This window comes from Sphingomonas sediminicola, assembly GCF_049991885.1.
Lineage (GTDB): Bacteria > Pseudomonadota > Alphaproteobacteria > Sphingomonadales > Sphingomonadaceae > Sphingomicrobium > Sphingomicrobium sediminicola.
Genome location: NZ_CP178916.1, coordinates 1,345,231 through 1,362,797, shown reverse-complemented (window position 1 = coordinate 1,362,797; position 17,567 = coordinate 1,345,231). Strand labels below are relative to the sequence as shown.

Here is a 17,567-nt window from a genome sequence, read left to right as displayed (position 1 = left end):
TCAGCTAGGGCTGGGTAGAGGGACATCGTGAGTATTAGCTTTTTGAAATCGATCACCTTTGCGTCCGCAGCTGCGCTTGTTGCGCCGGGAGCCGCTGTTGCTGCCGACCAGGCGGCGGTTCCAGTCGCGGCCACGCAGGCCCTCGCGCTCCCGACGGCGGGATCCGTGGCAGCCATCTATAACCAGTACAAGATGAAGCCGATCTGGTTCCGGAACGGTGCACCCACCGTTGCCGCCACTCAGCTGGTGCAGATTCTTCGGCGTTCGCCGCTGGATGGCCTCGGTTCGGGTCCGCAGCTGGCCGACCAGATCGAGGCGGCGATGCGGTCGACGAACGGCAATCCGGCGGCAGTCGACGCGGCCGAGCAGCTGATGTCTTCGGCCTGGGTCCTCTACGTCCAGACGATCAAGCGGCCGACGCCGGGCATGATCTATCAGTACGAAGTGCTAAAGCCGCAGGGTGGTCGCACCGACCAGATTCTGCTGGGCGCCGCAGCCGCTCCCTCGCTGGAAGCGTACATCAGCTCGGTCGCCGCGGTGAATCCTATCTATTCGGGAATTCGAGACGCGGAATGGGCGCGAATGCAAGCGGCTGGAACGATGACGCCGGATCCCAAGATCCTGGCTAATTTGGAACGCGCGCGGTCGATTCCGTCGCGGGGCCGCTTCGTGCTTGTCGACGTCGCGTCGCAGCGCCTCTTCATGTACGAAAACGGTGCTCCGGTAGATTCGATGAAGGTCATCGTCGGCGATACAAAATTGCCCACGCCGATGATTGCCAGCGTGATGTATTACATCACCTACAACCCATATTGGAACGCGCCCGACCATCTGGTGAAGGGGCCGATCGCCGCGAAGACACTGGCCGGCGGCAAGAAGTATTTCGACAGCATGGGTTATCAGGTGATGGCGGATTGGTCGGCGAATTCAGCGACCGTTCCCTTTGAAAGCGTGAACTGGAAAGATGTCGCGGCGGGCAAGACACACGTGCGCGTTCGGCAGGACCCGGGCCCCAAGAATTTCATGGCTCAGCTGAAATATCCGTTCGCCAATCCGCAGGACATCTACCTGCACGATACCCCCGAGAAGGGGCCGTTTAGCCTTGCGAACCGCGCTCGCAGCAACGGCTGCGTCCGTCTCGAGGACGCTCAGCGCTTCGGTCGCTGGCTGCTCGGCCGTGAACCGAGCCCCCCGGGAACGACGCCCGAGATTCAGGTTCAGCTGCCACGCGGCGTTCCAATCTACATCACCTACCTGACTGCGCAGCCGACCAGCGGCGGACAGATTGCATGGGTGAAGGACGAATATGGCTGGGACCAGCCCGGTGCGCAGGTCGCGTCGACCTACATCAGCCCGGCCGCACGCGCCGCCAACTGATCCGCGCAAAGCCTTTTGAAGACCGGTCTGGCCTCTTGGTGCCCCCAAGGCCGTTTCGACTGACGGACCAACCGGCGCCCTGTCGTCAGAGCGCTCCGAGTTCGTCGCTAGCCGCGCCGCGTTCCGCGCCATGTTCAGACAAAGAAAAAGCCGGCCCGGGTTTCCCCGGACCGGCCTCTTTCTGTTCGCCTGACGCTTAGCCGCGCTCGGGAGCGGGCGGCGGAGGCGGTGGCGGTGGCGGCGGAACCGGGCAAGCCTCGGTCGCCAGGATAACCGAGCCGTCCGGGCACGTCTGCGTCGCCGGAGGCGGCGGAGGCGGCGGGGGTGGCGGCGGAGGAGGCGGAGGAGGCGGCGGAGCTGCACCGAAGTTGTAGATCAGGCTCGCCAACAGGCTGTGCGAACGCCAGTGACCCGTGAGCTGCGAATCGCTGTCGGCGAACTTAAGCTCGCGCGTGTTGTAGAAGCGATACTTCACACCAACGTCGATGTTGTCGCTTACCGCCGTGCGGATGCCAGCGATGAACTGCCAGGCAAGAGCCGAGTCAGAATCGCTGAACCCTAAACCCGTTGCCGGGATCGTCGGAAAGGTGCCCGAGAAATCGGTCGAGATCTTGACTCGAGCCATGCCGACACCCGCACCGAGGTAGCCGGTAACGCCATTGTCGTCGCCGAAGTCGAGCAGCAGGTTTGCCATAGCCGAAAGTACGCTTCCGCGGCCGTCAGCATCGAGAATGCAATTATTGATGTTGGTGCAAGCACCCGGGCCGAGCACCACCTCGTTGATGCTGGCGCGCTTGTAACCGAGTTCACCCTCCGCGCGGAGCATCCCGAAGTCGTAACCGCCAATCAGGTCGCCATCGAACCCCGTGTCGTAGTCGGGTGCGATCGCATTGTTGATATGAGTGGCAGCGTCGTCGAAGTCGAGCTTCGTGTCTTCGGCGAGCATTCCACCGAGCTCGACGCCAACATAGCCGGAGCCGTCGCGGGCGGCTGCCGGTGAGGCGATTGCCACGGTCGCGACCGCAGCAAGCAATAATTTACGCATGAAAAGACCCCTTTTTGGCCAAGTTGGGCTGGGTCGGTCATGCATCGGAATATGTGGCGGCGCAACAGGATGGCGGTCTCGCGCCACCGGTGTTGCATTTACGACACGACTTGCATCAGCCCCGCGTGGACAAAAGGGCCTGGTCGACGATCCGCTCGAATTCCGCGCCTTGAGGGAAATCTTGTACCACCCATTGCCGCTCGATGGCCTGCAAGGTCTTCGCGACCACGGGACCTTTGGGAAGTCCGCGTTGAATAAGCATGCCGCCGCTGATCGGTAGCTTAGGCGCGTCCCAATGGGCGATGCCGGCGGCGAGATCGGCCTTTCCAGCCAGCAGCAGCCGATCCGCCGCACATTCCGCGCCATTATAATACGCAAGCTCGCGGACTTTCGCGGGGATCTCTTCACTAGCGGCGCAGGCGAGTCGCTTGCGTGCCTTGTTGGAGAGCTTCAGCCGCGCGGCAACCTGCCCCGAAACCTCGGGATCGCGAGGCAATAGCGAGGCGAGACGCCTGAGCGGGTCGGGCTTCATGCGGGCTTTACGCTCCGCTTCGACGAGTGATTCCAGTCTCGCCAGCGCAGGTCGCTCAATTTCGGGGACGACGGGCCGCAGGATATCTCGATCGAGCATGACCTTCACCGTTGCTGCCGGGTTCTCGACTGCGAGCAGCTTGAGAATCTCATCGGCAATCCGTTCGCGCGACAAAGCCATCAAGTCGTTTGCACGGCTCGTGCAGGCCACAAGTGCTTCCGGGTCCGGATCGCCCTCACCGAAGCGCGCGTGAAACCGGAAGAATCGGAGGATGCGAAGATGGTCTTCGGCGATGCGCTCGAGAGGATCGCCGATGAACCGCACTCGACGGGCAAGCAAATCCTCCTTGCCATCGAAATAGTCGTAAATGTCGCCGGTGACCGGGTCCGCCGAAAGCGCGTTTATCGTGAAATCCCGCCGCGCGGCATCTTCTTGCCAGTCGTCGGTGAATGCGACCGTCGCGCGCCGGCCGTCGGTCGAGACATCGCGGCGAAGGCTTGTGATCTCGAACGGGCTGCCGCTGCTGACGGCCGTTATGGTGCCGTGATCGATCCCGGTCGGCACCGCGCGAATCTTTGCGGCTTCGAGGCGCTCGACGACTTCTTCCGGCTTCAGCCTCGTCGCAAGGTCCACGTCGCTGACCGGCAGGTTCAGAAGGTCGTCCCGGACGGCGCCGCCGACGAAACGGGTCAGCCCCTGATCGGCGCCGAGGGCATCGAGGAGCCGCGAAACGCCGCGCTTCCTGCGCCACTTTGACGCATTGATCCTCAGTTCCATTGCAGCCTGCGCGACAGGTTCACGATCATCGACGCGGTCGCCCCCCAGATCCTCCGCTCTCCCCACATGATCTCGTAGTAGTGTCGCTCGCGGCCCTGGAACAGTGCGCTCTTGTATTGCTGGTTCGTGGGATCGAGGACGAACCCAAGCGGCGCTTCGAACCAGTCGGCGACCTCGTGCTCGTGGGGGCTCAGCGGCTGGTCCGGTTGAACCACGGCGAGCACGGGCGTCACGACATAGCCCGTGACGGTGCGGTAAGGATCGATCGCCCCCACGATCTCGGCCGCCCCCGGATCGAGCCCAAGTTCCTCCCAGGCCTCGCGAAGGGCGGCTTCGACGCTGTTTTCGCCCGGGTCGATGCGGCCGCCGGGGAAGGCGACTTGCCCGGCATGCGTCCGCATATGCTCGCGGCGGACGGTCAGGATCACTCCCGGGTCCGGCCGGTCTGTAATGCCGACGAGAACCGCTGCTGGGACCGACGCGAGAGCACGCTCCTCCGGTAGGTCGCCCTCAAGCAAAGGCAACACAGAAGGCTGCGTAAGCGCCTCGCGCAGGCGGTCAATCAGGCTCATGCTTCGGGCGGCGATAGCGGGAAGAACTCTCCATCGCTCCATACGCCGGGCGGATCGTGATTCTCGGCAAGGGCGATTTCGGCGAGCTCGTAGTAGATCGCGCGCGATAACTCGGCTTCGAGCCCGTGGCGGACCCCGAGGCGCGGCGAGGGGCCGTGCTCCGATACGACAATGCTGATCGGATGCTCCGGACCCGCGATAACGGCGTCGCCGCTGTCCAGGCTGAAGGCAATCTGCCGATCCTGGCCTTCTCCTTCGGACTGCATCTCAACTGCCCGGAAGGCCGTGGCCTCGACATCGATTTCCAGCTTCTCGACAGGGGTCACTAGTACGTGGCTGCCGTCAGGCTCGCGCCGGAGGACCGTCGAGAACAGCCGGACCATCGCCGGCCGGTTGATCGGCGAGCCCTGATGGTACCAGGTGCCGTCGCGCGCGATGCGCATGTCGCTATGTCCGCAGCGCTCAGGGTTCCATTGCTCGACCGGAGGCAGCCGCCGCTCGTCGATCAGGTTCTGAAGACCGGAGAGGCTGACGCCTTGCAATTCGATAGGGGGACGGCTTTCGGGCACGGCTCGTCATTGCTTCGGCGGGCTCGCGATGACAACAGGGCGTCCATGAAGGGCAAGCCGCGAACGGCAATCGTTACTGGAGCGGGCAAGCGCGTTGGCGCGGTCATCGCCTCGGCACTCATTGCGGATGGCTGGACCGTCGTCGCGCACGTTCATCACGAGAGGGACGAGGTTCCGGTTGGGGCAGTGAGCGCCGTCGCGGATTTGGGCGATCTTGAATGTGGACGGGCGATCTTCTCGGCGGCCGACGGTCTCCCGCCTGTCCGGCTGTTGATCAATAATGCCGCCCGATTTGTTCGGGACGACTTCGGTGCATTGAGCGCCGCAGAGCTAGATGCCCATATGGCGGTAAACCTGCGCGCTCCCATCTTGCTGACCGAGGCATTCGCCCGAAGGCACGATGGCGACGACGGCCTCATCATCAATCTGCTCGATTCGAAGCTGGCCGCGCCGAATCCCGACTTCCTCAGCTACACCTTGTCGAAGCAGGCGCTGGCCGGCTTCACCGAATTGTCCGCTCGAGCGCTTTCCTCGCTGGGAATCCGAGTAAACGGAATCGCGCCCGCACTGATGCTTCGGTCGGCGGGGCAAACAGACGAAAACTACGAGCGTGTTCACTCCCGCAACCCGCTTCAACGGGGCGTGGAGCCCGACGACGTCATGTCGGCGATCAGATATCTCGTCTCTGTTCCCACGGTGACCGGAGAGGTGCTCGTGATCGATGGCGGACAGCGGTTTTCGCCGCCAGCGCGAGACGTCCAATTCCTGGAGGACTAATGAGCGATACACGACCCAAGCTTCAGGGACTGGTCCCGGAAGCGCTCCGGCCCCGAACCGCGCGAATCTTTCTCGATTCGCTTGAAGTCATGGCGGACATCGGATTCCATGATTTCGAAGTCGGGGTTCCACAGCGTTTGTTGGTGTCAGTTGAAATCTGGCTGGATCATATTCCGCCCGCCGACTGCGACGATCCGGCCTTCGCGTGGGATTACGATTTCCTTCGCGAGCAGGTTCAAGAGCTGGCGAATGCCCGCCGATATAATCTCCAGGAATCTCTGGCACATGCAATTTACGACCGCGTCGCCGCGCTGCGCGGAGTGCGCGCGTTGCGCGTCGTTACGTCGAAGCCGGACGTCTATCGGGAAGCTCGTGCGGTCGGCGTCGAACTCGCTTCGTTCAGCGGCGGCGCGCCTGAGCGGTGAGACAATGTGACAAGTGTGGAACAAAATCCGTTGCGCCGCACTTGAGCCGAATATAAGGAGGCGCGCTTGTCGCCCATGTTACGTTGATACATGGACGGCGTCCCTTCCTCAGGCCTGGTGCAGGGGTGCCGCCTAGTCTGAACCAGTTGATGCGGTGTCCAGGAGAATTGCGCGTTAATGTCATACGCCCAACACAAACAGCTTAGCGGCAACCGCACGGTCGCGATCGTGGTCGTGGCACTGATCCATGCGTTGCTCGGTTATGCAATCGTCACGGGCCTTGCCTACAATGTGATCAAGAAGGCGGCCGAGGACCTCAAGACGTTCGACGTCGAAGAGGAGCCGCCGCCACCCGAAGAGCCGCCGCCGCCGCCGCCGGACCAGCCGGAGACACCTCCGCAGGTCGTGGCGCCGCCGCCGCTCGTTCGTACCAACATTGCTCCGCCGCCGATCGTTCAGACGGTTCGCGAAGCGCCGCCACCAGTGATTACGCCGACTGCGCCTCCCGCGCCGCCGGCCCCTCCGGCGCCGCCCGCGATCGTCACAAAGGCGCAGAGTGCTCGCGGCGATCTCCAGTCGCTGTTCAGCGGGGACGACTATCCCGCCGATGCGCAGCGCAACGACGAGCAGGGTACGGTTGGCGTTTCATTGAATATCGGTACGGACGGCCGCGTCAGCGGTTGCACTGTAACCTCGTCGAGCGGCTCGCGGTCGCTTGATAACGCGACGTGCCGGATCCTGCGCAGCCGCGCACGATTCAGCCCGGCGAAGGGCAGCAATGGCCAGCCGATGCCGGATACCTACAGCAAGCGGATTACCTGGCGTCTCGAGGGCTAAGCTTTCGGCGCTGATTTGAAACGAATTTTTCGAGAGGAAAGTAGACGGATATGTCAATTCTCGCACTTACGGCAGCCGCTGCCGCAGCTCCTGCAGCCAACAAGAATCCTTACGGACTTTGGGAGGCGCTTCAGCAGGGCGGTGTCATCGCCTGGTCGGTGTTCATCATCCTGGTCGGTATGTCGATTTTCTCATTCTACATCCTGTTCACCAAGCTGATGCAGCAGCAGAAGATCATCAGCCAGGGCCGCAAGGTCCGCGCCAGCTTCTGGAATGCTCCGAACCTGCGCGAAGCCGCGACCAAGCTCGAAACGCGAAGCGCTTATCGCGCGATCGTCGATGACGCGCTGATCGCTCAGGAGCAGCACGACAAGCTGACCGACCCGATCGACCGTCACGACTGGATGGGCAACAGCCTCGCCCGCAGCCAGGGTGCCATCGGCGCCCGTCTCGGTGAAGGTCTCGCCTTCCTCGCGACCGTCGGTTCGACCGCTCCGTTTATCGGTCTGTTCGGTACCGTCATCGGCATCTACCGCGCGCTCATCAAGATCGGCGCGTCGGGTCAGGCTTCGATCGACGTTGTCGCCGGTCCGGTCGGTGAGGCGCTCATCATGACTGCTCTCGGCCTGGTCGTCGCCGTTCCTGCCGTGCTTGCCTACAACTGGCTGGTTCGCCGCAACAAGTCGATCATGGAGGACCTCGCGGCCTTCACGAACGACCTCCACGGGTACCTGATGTCGGAAGGCCGCGTTAAGCCGCGTCTTGGCGGCCCAGCTCCGAAGACTGACGCCGGCCGCACGGCCGCTGCCGCCACTGCTCGCACGCAGGAGCCGCTGCGCACCGGTGCGACCACCACGGCCGACCGCGTCTAATCTGTCTACGGGATCCCGTGCCGGCCGGTGCCGGCACGGACTCGTGACGACTTTGAATTGAAGAAGGCCAAAACGCTATGTCTATGGGCGTTTCCCAAGAAGGTGAAGAAGACACGCCGATGTCTGACATCAACGTGACGCCTCTCGTGGACGTCATGCTGGTGCTTCTGATCATCTTCCTCATCGCGGTTCCCGTCGTGTTGCAGACGGTTCCCGTCTCGCTTCCGAAGGTTAAGTACGAAGCCACGACGACGAAGCCGGAAAACGTGAACCTGTCGGTTCGCGGTGGCCCGGGCGGAACGTGCGAAGTCTATTGGAATCTCACTAAGGTGAATTCCGACGAGCTGCTGCAGCGCGCCGTTAAAAAGCTTGAGGACACGATCAGGGACGTTGGCGGCGTTGAGAACATCACCGAGGAGAATATGCCGGAAGCGCATATTCGCGGTGACATCAACACACCTTACCGCTGCATCGGCGGTGCGGTGTTTGCTATGCAACGCGCTGGTTTCGCTCGCGTCGGCTTCATTTCCGAGCCGCCCGCGGGTGAAGGCACGACGACGCGCCTGTAATTTAGGAGCTTATCGCCATGGCGATGCAAACCACCAGTGACAACACCAGTGGCGAGCCGATGATGGATATCAACATGACGCCGTTGATCGACGTCATGCTGGTTCTCCTCATCATGTTCATCATTACCATTCCGATCCAGACGCACGCGGTGAAGCTCGACCTTCCGGTCGATCAGCCGAACACGCCCCCGCCGCCGATCGACCCTGTGAAGAACAAGGTTGTGATCACGGCCGGTGGTCAGATCCTGTGGAACGGTACGCCAGTGCAACCGGAACAGCTGCGTCAGTATCTCGAGCTCTCGCAGCAGATTCAGCCGATTCCCGAGCTGCACCTGCAGCCGGAGCCGGAAGCCCGCTACGAGCTAGTTGATCAAGTGCTTGCGATCACGAAGAAAGCCCACGTCGAAAAGATGGGCTTCGTGGGCAACGAAGCCTATATGAAGTTCTAAGGCGGCTTTCCGTCTACCCTCTTGAGGCGGCCCTTCTGGGCCGCCTTTTTTCGTATTGAGGCCTCAGCTTGCTGGATGAATGGCAAGGGCCTGGGCCAGATCCGCGATGAGGTCGTCGGGATCCTCGAGACCGACGTGAAGGCGCACCAGCGGACCGCCGTAATCACGTTTGGATGCGGTGCGGATGGGATCGGGCTCTGCCGGGACGGCGAGGCTTTCGAATCCGCCCCAGCTGTAGCCAATGCCGAATAGCTCCAGGCTCTCGACCAGCCGGTCGCGCGCTGCGTCTCCGCCCCCCTTCAAGGCGAAACCGAACAGGCCTGATGAACCCAGGAAGTCGCGGCGCCAGAATTCGTGGCCGGGACAATCGGCGAAGGCGGGATGGATGATCCGCTCTACCTGCGGCTGGTCCTTCAGCCAGTGAGCAACCTTCACGGCGCCGAGCTCATGCTGCCGAAGCCGGACGCCGAGGGTCCGAAGCCCGCGAGCGGCGAGGTAGGCGTCGTCGGGACTGACGTACTGGCCGAAGCTTCGGCCCGTCCGGCTCAGCCGTTCCCAATGCGACGGGGCTGCGGTGACTGCGCCCATCATCAGATCGGAATGTCCGGAGATGTATTTGGTGCAAGCGACGATCGCGAGATCGACGCCCTTGGCGATCGCCGGGAAAAAAAAGGACGTCGCCCAGGTGTTATCGAGCAAGGTGGTGAGTCCGCGCTTCTTCGCCATGGCGCAGATGGCGGGCACGTCCTGCACCTCGAACGTCAGCGAGCCTGGGCTTTCCATGAAGATCGCCCGCGTCTTGTCAGAGATCATCGCCTCCAACTCTTCTGGCGTGGCGACCGGATCGTAATAGCGCGTGGCGATGCCCAGCCGCTTGAGTTCACGGTCGCAGAAATGGCGTGTCGGACCGTAGGCGCTGTCCACCATCAGAAGCTCGTCGCCGGGACCGAGAACGCTGGTCAGCGCGATCGAAACCGCGGCGGATCCGGAGGGGAACAGGCGCGTCCCGGCAGCGCCCGGCTCGAGATCGGTCAGCGCTTCGGCGAGCGACCATTGGGTCCAGGTTCCGTTGCGTCCGTAGCTGAGCCTACCGTCCTCGGGCGGATAGGCGGCGTGGATTTCCTCGACGCTATCGAAAAGGATCGTCGAAGTTCGCGACACCGGCACGTTGACCATGCCGCGCAGCCACTCCTTGCGCCGGCCGCCTAGAACGAGCTTTGTGTCCGGATGCATCGGCTTCTTGTCGCTCATCGACTGCAACCTAGCCCAAGCGCGTTCGGAAGGGGAAGCTGACCTTGTCGTGCCAGATTGCAGTCCGAGTGACGCCGCGTTCCGCAAATCCGGGCTTCGGCGGCTGGCGGGCCGGAACCGACGGGCGGGAAGAGCTGGAGGTCCGCGTCTCGGAGGCTCCCACCGATGGCGCTGCGAACTCGGCCGTCATCAAGCTGCTGGCGAAGGCTCTCGGAGTCCCGCGTTCGGATGTCGATATCGTCAGCGGACATGCGAGCCGGCACAAGCGAATTGCCGTGGCGCTCGATGCGGACGAGGTGAGGCGAAGGCTTGGCAATTAGGGCGCGCGGACGACTTTTCCGCCCTTGATCACCAGTTTCACGTTGCGAACCATCGAGATGTCGCGGGTCGGGTCGCCATCGACTGCAACCAGGTCGGCGAGAAGCCCCGGGCCGACCGAGCCGCGATCGGTGAGATGGAATATCGCCGCGTTTCCGGACGTGGCCGCAACCAGCACATCGGCGGTGCGCATTCCGGCGCGCCGCATCGCATCCATCTCCAGCCAATTCTCCCCGTGGGAATAGACCCCGACGTCGCCGCCCATGCAGATCGGTACGCCGGCTTTCTTCGCCAGCTGGAGAGAGTGGCGGTTCTCCTGGACGCTTTGCGGTGCGGGTTCCTGACCGTCCCACTTCTCGAAGTAGCGTGCATAGGCTTCCGAGGCGGCGAGCGTCGGGCAAAGTGCGACGTTTTTCTGCTTCATCAGGCGGAACACCTCTTCGGTGCCGCCATAACCATGCTCGATCGTGTCCGTACCGGCGAGAGCGGCGCGGCGCATGCCTTCGGGCGTCGTCGCATGGACGGCGACGGAGCGCCCAGCATCGTGAGCGGCCGCGACGCCCGCGCTCAACTCGGCCTGCGACAGGGTAGGGCGGCTCGGCTCGCCCTTGCCCCAGTGATAGTCGGCGTAGAATTTCACGACATCTGCGCCCCCTGCGATCTGGTCGCGAACCGCGCGCACAATTTCCTCGACGCCGCTGACTTCCTGGGCGCCCTGCGGGATCGCCATTCCCGGCTCATATCCTTTCGGCCCGTATGCACCGCGGGCAACGATGGCCTTGGTCGCAACGAGGAGGCGAGGGCCGGGGACGATGCCCTGGTCGATCGCCTGGCGGAGGCCCGCGTCGGCGAAGCCCGCGCCTTCGGTGCCGAGGTCGCGTTCGGTCGTGAAGCCCGCGTCGAGCGTCTTCGCTGCGTGGACGACGGCACGTGCGGTTCGCAAAGCAAGCGGCTCGTGGAGCACCTGATCGTCCCAGAGCTTTTCATTGTAGGGATGGAGGAAGAGGTGTGAGTGGCCCTCGATCATCCCCGGCATAAGGGTCGCGCCCGGAAGTTCGATGACGCGGGCATTGGCGGGCGCCGCGACCACGGGCCCAGCGGCGGCGATCCGATCTCCCTCGACAAGCACCGACCAACCCTCGTGAGGCTGCGCATTGACGCCGTCGAACACGCGGGCAGGTTTGAGCAGGAGCGTGTCCGCCTGCGCCGGGGCCGCACCCACGAGCAATGCCGCGAGAAGCAATTTCCTGATCATCGGCGCCTCAACACCCAGTCGAGTCCGTTCGCAACATGCTTGAGGAAGTACGGCTCCGAATAGCTTTCGGTCGTGTGGCCCATCGCCGTGTAGAAGACGCGGCCCTCGTTGATCTGGCGAGTCCACGAGATCGGGTTGGGATTGATGTCCTTTTCACCGATCGAAGTGGGATCGAGCGTCACCAGCACCTTCGAAACGGGGTCATAGTCCTCGAAATAATACCATTCGTCCGTACGGTCGGCGGTTCGCGGCAGTCCCTGGACGGCCGGATCCGACGGGGCGACGATGGTGACCCGTCCCTTCGGAGTGCCGGTGGGATGACGGGCGAAGTGACCGCCGATCATCCGCCCGTACCAGGGCCAGCTGTAGTGAGAGTCCGCCGCGGCGTGGATGGCGACAATGCCACCGCCGTTGCGGACGAACTGCTGGAGCGCATCGCGGCGATCGCCGACCAGCCATTCCGAATCCGGCTTCTTCGGATCGGTCGTGCAACTGAGCATCACGATCGCCTTGAAGCGCTTCAGGTTGGTCGCGGAAAAGACCGTCGGATCTTCCGACGCGATCACCGCGAGCCCGCGCCGCGCGGCCATGGCACTGACCGCCTTGACGCCCGCTGGTATGGAATCGTGACGATATCCGGTCGTGCCTGAGTAAATCAGGATCGCGCCATTCGCCTGAGGGCCCGCAAAACCGGGCGAGGCCAGCAGAAAAAAGAAAATCAGCGCCAAGAAGGCTCGGAAGTTCACCAGGTTCACTCCCCAACGCGCGCAGGCAGGCGCAAACGCGAGTCGGAACTCACGATTTGATCGAGATACGACGGAACCGGCCATTCCTACTGTGGAACACAGAAACCCCGCTGTAGGAAAGGGTTTCCTCCGTGCTATGCGGCAGGTGGGTTCAACCGACGCAGTCAGGGTTGCTTGGTGCGAAGTAGCATCGACGTGTCGTAGCCCAGGTCCTTCGCACGTTCGATCAGCTTCTGGACTTCCGCTTCTGCCGGTGTCGCTTCGCGGGTCAATATCCACAGATATCGCCCGGACGGCTCACCCACAATCGACCAGCCATAGTCGTCAGCGTGATCGAGCACCCAATAGTCTCCGTAGAACGGACCGAAAAAGCTGACTTTCAGCTTGGCTTTGGTTTCGTCATCAACCACTTTGGCATGACCTCGTGCTTCGCTCGACTTGCCATCGGGCTTCCGGCACCGGTTGACCACGTCGATGCTAGCATCCGCCCGGAGCGAATAATCCGCGGTTACGCCTTCGCATCCTTTCTGGAAGCTCTGTTCGTAACGGGCAATCTCATACCAACGGCCGAGGTACTTCTGCAGATCGACAGGCTTGTTTGGCTGTGGAACGGAACGGTTCCCGATTGGGTGCCGGGAAACCAGGGTCGAGCATGCCGCAAGGCCGATGGCAGCCAGGCCGAAACCCCCAAGTGCCAACAGTTTTGAAATCAGTCTCACCGCCGCCGAACGATGAACGTGATTGGTCGTTCCCCTCTCGAGTGTCCGCACGGGGCAATGTCCGCTTCCCACCCAACGCAGACATTAGCAGGCTAGTGTCCGCTTTCGACCCATTGCGGACATTCACGGAATCATTGTCTATACCTCCATCAGAGAGTGAACAGCATGGGCCAGGAAATCCGGGGTCGCGAGTTTTCCGCAGAGGATCTCGCACGGTTTCGAAGGCGGCTAGCGCAAGAGACCGGGTCACTGCGCGAAACCTTCGCTGCCGGCCGATCCTCAAGCGCCGGACCCTTCATTGGTCTGGAGCTCGAAATCTGGCTGATCGACCACAATTTCTTCCCGGCGCCACACAATCAATTGTTTCTCGAACGCCTCGCCGACCCATGCGTGGTTGCCGAGCTTTCGCAGTTCAATATCGAGATCAATGCGCCTGTAGAGCGGCTTGAAGGCCCCGGCTTCCATCGCATGCACAAGCATCTGTCGGAGACTATGCGTCGTTGCGCCGCCAACGCTCATGACGACATCGACACGGTAATCGCGATCGGGACCTTGCCGACCCTTCGACAGCAAGACCTTTCACTCGAAGCAATGACGCCTTCCCATCGCTACCAAGCCCTCAACCGCGAAGCGATGCGCCTTAGGGGCGGCATGCCGTTGAATGTAGACATCGATTGCGCGCTTCCCGGCGGCCATCCTTTCCTCGCTTGCTTCAAGCACGTGATGCTTGAGGCGGCAGCTACGTCATTCCAGCTCCACCTCCAGGTGCCGCCGGACTTGATATCGCGCACCTACAATGCGTCGCTGATGTTGACTGGCCCGCTGGTCGCGATCGGCGCGAACTCGCCCTTCTTGTTCGGGCAGCCGCTCTGGAGGGAAACACGGATTCCGATTTTCGAGCAATCGCTTCAGCAGCCTCATGGTCCCCAACGGGTCACATTGGGAACGAAGTATGCTGGGACCGATATCACCGAGTTGTTCGAGGAGAATTTGAGAGATTATCCGGTCCTTTTGCCGGTCGAGCCCCAGGATCCCGTGCGCTGTTATTCCTGCTTGCGCCTGCACAATGGCACGATATGGCGCTGGATCCGGCCGATTGTCGGTTTTGACCCGGACGGAACGCCCCACATCAGGATCGAGCAGCGCGTCCTTCCGGCCGGGCCAACGGTGCGCGACATGATGGCCAATGCCGCACTCTATTTCGGCGCAGTCCACGTGCTCGCGCGTGAGCTCGACAATGCTGAAGCGATGCTGCCTTTTGCATCAATGCGGGAGAATTTCTACGAAGCTGCTCGCTTCGGTCTCGACGCCGAAATTCATTGGCTGAACGGGACCGGGAAACGCTCTATCCGCGGTGTTCTGAGCGAGATCCTCCCACTGGCGGCCGAGGGACTGGCCGCGCAGGGGATGGATGATGACCTCATTGATCATTATCTCCATATCATCTCGTCGCGGCTGGCTTGCGGTCGCAATGGTGCGGATTGGCAGCTCGCCCATTTCGATCGGTACGGAGACCTCCACAAGCTAACGGCTGCTTATGTCGAGAACCAGAGGACCGGGAGACCGGTTCACGAATGGGCCCTTTAAGCGACATGGCGAGGACAACCGGCTTGGCCATACTCGACGCCCTCCCCGACGGCTTTCTCGACTGCCACGCGCGCGATCTGCACCAGGTGTTGGACGGGCCAACGCTCATCGAGCTGGCGGGCGAACGCGGATCACCCCTGTTCGTTTCGATCCTGCTGCATGGCAATGAGGACTCGGGCCTGGGCGCAATTCAGCGCGTCATGAATGGCTACCGGGGTCGGGTGCTCCCGCGCTCGCTGATGCTGCTGATCGGGAATGTTGAGGCGGCGCGCCATGGGCTGCGCCGGCTGGACGATCAGCCAGACTATAATCGCATCTGGCCCGGAACGCCGAACCAAGGCGACACGCCGGAAGCCGGGATGATGGCCAAAGTTCATGCGCGGGCGCTGGCTCGGCACGCCGTGGCCGCCATCGACCTCCACAACAATACAGGCCGCAACCCACATTATGCCGTCGTTTGCAATTTCGATCCTCCCACGCTCGGTCTGGCCGCGTTGTTCTCGCGGCGCGCGGTCTGCTTCCGCGGCATCTTGGGCAGCCAGACCGCTTCGTTCGCCGGCCTAATCCCGGCAATCACCGCCGAATGCGGACTGCCGGGCGAAGCAGCCAACGCACAAGCAGGAGCCCGCTTCCTCGACGAAGCGCTGAATCTCGACGAGTTGCCGAACGGCGCAAATGAACGGATTATGCTCGAGCTCTACCACACGCTCGGCGTTGTTCGCGTAAGAGAGGACGTAAGCTTCGGGTTCGGAGTGGGCGAGGCCGAAGTTCGCTTCGACCCGGCCCTCGACAAGAACAATTTCCGAGAGTTGAAGCCCGGAACAGTGTTGGGGGAAACCCGGCATCAAATGCCGCTACAGATGATTGATGAGAGGGGGCTCGATGTAGCGGCGCATTATTTCGAAACAAGCGGGGGCAAGTTGAAACTCCGCAAGCAAGCTGTGCCCGCCATGCTCACGGTAGTGCCGCGCATAGTGAGGCAGGACTGCTTCTGCTATCTCATGGAGCGCCTTTGAATTTCTTCACATCTGACTCCGGTTTGAACTCTTACCGGGCCGGCCTATAAACGACCAATCCTGAGCTAGGCTTATCGCGCATCGCCGGCGTTGTTTTAGAAAGCGACCCAAGTGAAGAGTCGGAGGGCGTTGTTGTCACGCGCGTTAGCGCCCGCGAAGTCATAGTTGTGCCGGCGGCCATTGAATTTGCCGTAGAGCGTGTATTGAACACCCAATCTCGCATTGAACCTCGGGCCCAGGGGGGAATTTTCGGCGCCCCACGGTGTGAAGTCTATCTGGCCGAGCACCCCATTGCTATCGGGCCGGCCATTGCCGTCGTACAAATCGAAGTCTCGAGAGCCGCTGATGCTGAACGGAGACACCGTCACACCGACCTTGTCGTGCCAGTTATAGCGAACCGCCGCACGCCACTCGTTCAGGTCATAACGCCCGCAGTTTGTGTCGGTGCCGTCGCCGACGAGTACAAGCGCGCAGCTCGCGCGCAGGTTGCCTCTCTCATGCTCGAAGCGGACATGGGCGCTGAATGAGTCGGATTTACCCATCGATTTTAGCCACGAGCTGTCGAGTCCCCAGTCGGTGTAACGGTCGGTTAAACCACTCGAGCGATCGCGCTCCGGGAAGATCGCCGCCTTAAGTACATTCGCCCCGACTTCGAAGGTCCCGCCAGCGAGGTCGGCCTGATAGGCAATGCGTCCGTAGGGCGCGATTCCGTGAAGCGAGCCGGGGTCTTCCGGATCCATGCCGACGAAATCGAGGAACCCGCGGGATGGACTCGAATAGCCTCCGACTTCGGCATAGAATTTGTGGTCGAACCAAACATAGGCGGTGAGTCCCAACGCGTTTCCGGCCAGAGGATCGTCGATCAACTCTCCGGCTCCCGGTGTCTGTGAGACCGCGGTCTCCGTAAATGGAAATCCCCATGCCGGTAGTGTATTCCAAGGATCCTGGGCGGTCGGATTGTTGTTCAGTGTCAGCCCGAGGATCGAATCCTGGCCGAACAGCTTGGCGTTCGTGACGGCGCGAATGTCTATGTTGTCCCACGACCAAGCATGTTCGACGCCGTCATAGGTGACGAGCTGGGCAAAGCCGCCAAGATGTTCACCGATTCCGCCGGCGACAAACAGACTAGCTTGATCAAGCACCAGATTGTTGTTGCGACTTAAGTGCTCCGGCGGTGGAACCTGATCCTTCTGCGTATGCGTCCATGAGGCGATTGCCATCGCCGAGAGTGGCACTGATTTATGCATGCGCAGCGTATAGCCGCCCAGTTTGAACTCGCGCCCGAACTGAGTGAGTTCGGGTCCGAAGCCGCCTACGTGGCAAGCGGCGCAATTGCGTCCTGTCTGCTCTGCAAAAGCGGGAACGGCTTGTGCCGGGCGATGGAATGCCAAGGCGATTCCGAAGAGGACCGCTCCTGGGAGAAAGGTCGATACCCAACTGACCCGTATCGTCATGCCGCCGCCCCTCTGGCCATGATGTTCAGCTCTTCCGAACGTAAAGGATGCACCAACCAGCAGGGCTGACCGGTCCTTCGACTTGCTGGCAATCAGTCGGCGGCTGCCAGAGCGCGCATGTCTGGCAGCGCTGCCCGGATTTCGGAATCGGCTGATAGTGGGCTTGCTTCTGCGTGAATTTCTTGGGCGCTGCTGATGCAGCGTAGCTCACGCCCGATGTGACCAAGGCGCTAGCTCCGACCGCAGCGATGTTGAGGAGGTCCCTGCGAGAAACTAGCCCAAACCTCTCGTGCTCTGACATGGCAACAACTCCGGCGCTGTGTGCTAGTTGGCCCTAATCGGAGTGGCTGCGAAATAAGTAGATTCGCGTAAGCTCAGATGTGTCTGACCGGTGAACTCATGTCCGCTTCTTACCCATTG

At 62.0% G+C, this 17,567-nt stretch carries 20 protein-coding genes; 10 read left to right on the top strand and 10 right to left on the bottom strand.

The window, feature by feature from the left end:
- The first annotated feature begins 27 nt into the window (after window positions 1-27).
- A complete protein-coding gene (locus ACMC5O_RS07060; RefSeq protein WP_426693503.1) occupies window positions 28-1,377 on the top strand; it encodes a L,D-transpeptidase family protein in 1,350 nt (449 codons plus the stop codon).
- Between the two features lie 196 nt (window positions 1,378-1,573).
- Here ACMC5O_RS07060 and ACMC5O_RS07055 read toward each other — a convergent pair whose 3' ends face one another.
- The 4 genes from ACMC5O_RS07055 to ACMC5O_RS07040 all read right to left on the bottom strand — a co-directional run bounded on the left by ACMC5O_RS07055 (window position 1,574) and on the right by ACMC5O_RS07040 (window position 4,872).
- Window positions 1,574-2,422: an outer membrane protein gene (locus ACMC5O_RS07055; RefSeq protein WP_187709366.1), complete on the bottom strand. Its 849-nt coding sequence runs from the start codon at window positions 2,420-2,422 to the stop codon at window positions 1,574-1,576.
- Window positions 2,423-2,537: 115 nt separating this feature from the next.
- Window positions 2,538-3,731 carry a CCA tRNA nucleotidyltransferase gene (locus ACMC5O_RS07050; RefSeq protein WP_426693502.1) on the bottom strand — a complete coding sequence of 398 codons (1,194 nt, stop codon included), beginning with the start codon at window positions 3,729-3,731 and terminating at the stop codon, window positions 2,538-2,540.
- Window positions 3,722-4,303: a CoA pyrophosphatase gene (locus ACMC5O_RS07045; protein ID WP_426693501.1), complete on the bottom strand. Its 582-nt coding sequence runs from the start codon at window positions 4,301-4,303 to the stop codon at window positions 3,722-3,724. The genes ACMC5O_RS07050 and ACMC5O_RS07045 overlap by 10 nt, the downstream gene beginning before the upstream one ends.
- On the bottom strand, window positions 4,300-4,872 hold the full coding sequence (locus ACMC5O_RS07040) for a DUF1285 domain-containing protein (protein ID WP_426693500.1): 573 nt from the start codon (window positions 4,870-4,872) through the stop codon (window positions 4,300-4,302). The genes ACMC5O_RS07045 and ACMC5O_RS07040 overlap by 4 nt, the downstream gene beginning before the upstream one ends.
- A gap of 45 nt (window positions 4,873-4,917) precedes the next feature.
- On the opposite strand from ACMC5O_RS07040, the gene ACMC5O_RS07035 reads away from it, so the two are divergent.
- The 6 genes from ACMC5O_RS07035 to ACMC5O_RS07010 all read left to right on the top strand — a co-directional run bounded on the left by ACMC5O_RS07035 (window position 4,918) and on the right by ACMC5O_RS07010 (window position 8,801).
- The gene (locus ACMC5O_RS07035) at window positions 4,918-5,649 is read left to right on the top strand and encodes an SDR family oxidoreductase (RefSeq protein ID WP_187709368.1); all 732 of its coding nucleotides are present in this window, start codon (window positions 4,918-4,920) and stop codon (window positions 5,647-5,649) included.
- Window positions 5,649-6,074, top strand: coding sequence for a dihydroneopterin aldolase (locus ACMC5O_RS07030; RefSeq protein ID WP_187709369.1), 426 nt, complete (start codon window positions 5,649-5,651; stop codon window positions 6,072-6,074). The genes ACMC5O_RS07035 and ACMC5O_RS07030 overlap by 1 nt, the downstream gene beginning before the upstream one ends.
- A gap of 177 nt (window positions 6,075-6,251) precedes the next feature.
- Complete coding sequence (locus ACMC5O_RS07025; protein ID WP_426693499.1) at window positions 6,252-6,911, top strand: energy transducer TonB; 660 nt, start codon at window positions 6,252-6,254, stop codon at window positions 6,909-6,911.
- Window positions 6,912-6,961: 50 nt separating this feature from the next.
- Window positions 6,962-7,783: a MotA/TolQ/ExbB proton channel family protein gene (locus ACMC5O_RS07020; protein ID WP_187709370.1), complete on the top strand. Its 822-nt coding sequence runs from the start codon at window positions 6,962-6,964 to the stop codon at window positions 7,781-7,783.
- A 77-nt stretch (window positions 7,784-7,860) separates the two neighbouring features.
- A complete protein-coding gene (locus tag ACMC5O_RS07015) occupies window positions 7,861-8,352 on the top strand; it encodes an ExbD/TolR family protein (RefSeq protein ID WP_187709371.1) in 492 nt (163 codons plus the stop codon).
- Window positions 8,353-8,369: 17 nt separating this feature from the next.
- A complete protein-coding gene (locus ACMC5O_RS07010) occupies window positions 8,370-8,801 on the top strand; it encodes an ExbD/TolR family protein (RefSeq protein WP_187709372.1) in 432 nt (143 codons plus the stop codon).
- A gap of 63 nt (window positions 8,802-8,864) precedes the next feature.
- Here the strand turns inward: ACMC5O_RS07010 and metC are convergent, their stop codons facing one another.
- The gene (metC, locus tag ACMC5O_RS07005) at window positions 8,865-10,052 is read right to left on the bottom strand and encodes a cystathionine beta-lyase (RefSeq protein ID WP_426693498.1); all 1,188 of its coding nucleotides are present in this window, start codon (window positions 10,050-10,052) and stop codon (window positions 8,865-8,867) included.
- A 44-nt stretch (window positions 10,053-10,096) separates the two neighbouring features.
- On the opposite strand from metC, the gene ACMC5O_RS07000 reads away from it, so the two are divergent.
- Window positions 10,097-10,372 carry a DUF167 domain-containing protein gene (locus ACMC5O_RS07000; RefSeq protein WP_187709373.1) on the top strand — a complete coding sequence of 92 codons (276 nt, stop codon included), beginning with the start codon at window positions 10,097-10,099 and terminating at the stop codon, window positions 10,370-10,372.
- Here the strand turns inward: ACMC5O_RS07000 and ACMC5O_RS06995 are convergent.
- The 3 genes from ACMC5O_RS06995 to ACMC5O_RS06985 all read right to left on the bottom strand — a co-directional run bounded on the left by ACMC5O_RS06995 (window position 10,369) and on the right by ACMC5O_RS06985 (window position 13,090).
- Window positions 10,369-11,625 carry a metal-dependent hydrolase family protein gene (locus ACMC5O_RS06995; protein ID WP_187709374.1) on the bottom strand — a complete coding sequence of 419 codons (1,257 nt, stop codon included), beginning with the start codon at window positions 11,623-11,625 and terminating at the stop codon, window positions 10,369-10,371. The two genes, ACMC5O_RS07000 and ACMC5O_RS06995, sit on opposite strands and share 4 nt — an antisense overlap.
- Window positions 11,622-12,371, bottom strand: a complete 750-nt coding sequence (locus tag ACMC5O_RS06990; RefSeq protein WP_426693497.1) for a ThuA domain-containing protein — start codon at window positions 12,369-12,371, stop codon at window positions 11,622-11,624. Before ACMC5O_RS06990 ends, ACMC5O_RS06995 begins: the two co-directional genes overlap by 4 nt.
- Before the next feature lie 164 nt (window positions 12,372-12,535).
- A complete protein-coding gene (locus ACMC5O_RS06985) occupies window positions 12,536-13,090 on the bottom strand; it encodes a lipocalin family protein (protein WP_187709376.1) in 555 nt (184 codons plus the stop codon).
- Window positions 13,091-13,255: 165 nt separating this feature from the next.
- Here ACMC5O_RS06985 and ACMC5O_RS06980 point away from each other — a divergent pair, with 165 nt between their 5' ends.
- Both ACMC5O_RS06980 and ACMC5O_RS06975 read left to right on the top strand, forming a co-directional pair.
- A complete protein-coding gene (locus ACMC5O_RS06980; RefSeq protein WP_426693496.1) occupies window positions 13,256-14,677 on the top strand; it encodes a hypothetical protein in 1,422 nt (473 codons plus the stop codon).
- A gap of 23 nt (window positions 14,678-14,700) precedes the next feature.
- On the top strand, window positions 14,701-15,693 hold the full coding sequence (locus ACMC5O_RS06975; protein WP_222949918.1) for a M14 family metallopeptidase: 993 nt from the start codon (window positions 14,701-14,703) through the stop codon (window positions 15,691-15,693).
- 95 nt (window positions 15,694-15,788) lie between these two features.
- On the opposite strand, the gene ACMC5O_RS06970 is transcribed toward ACMC5O_RS06975, so the two are convergent.
- On the bottom strand, window positions 15,789-17,147 hold the full coding sequence (locus ACMC5O_RS06970; RefSeq protein WP_426693495.1) for a hypothetical protein: 1,359 nt from the start codon (window positions 17,145-17,147) through the stop codon (window positions 15,789-15,791).
- Window positions 17,148-17,172: 25 nt separating this feature from the next.
- The gene (locus tag ACMC5O_RS06965; RefSeq protein WP_425506898.1) at window positions 17,173-17,448 is read right to left on the bottom strand and encodes a high-potential iron-sulfur protein; all 276 of its coding nucleotides are present in this window, start codon (window positions 17,446-17,448) and stop codon (window positions 17,173-17,175) included.
- Window positions 17,449-17,567: the final 119 nt, after the last annotated feature.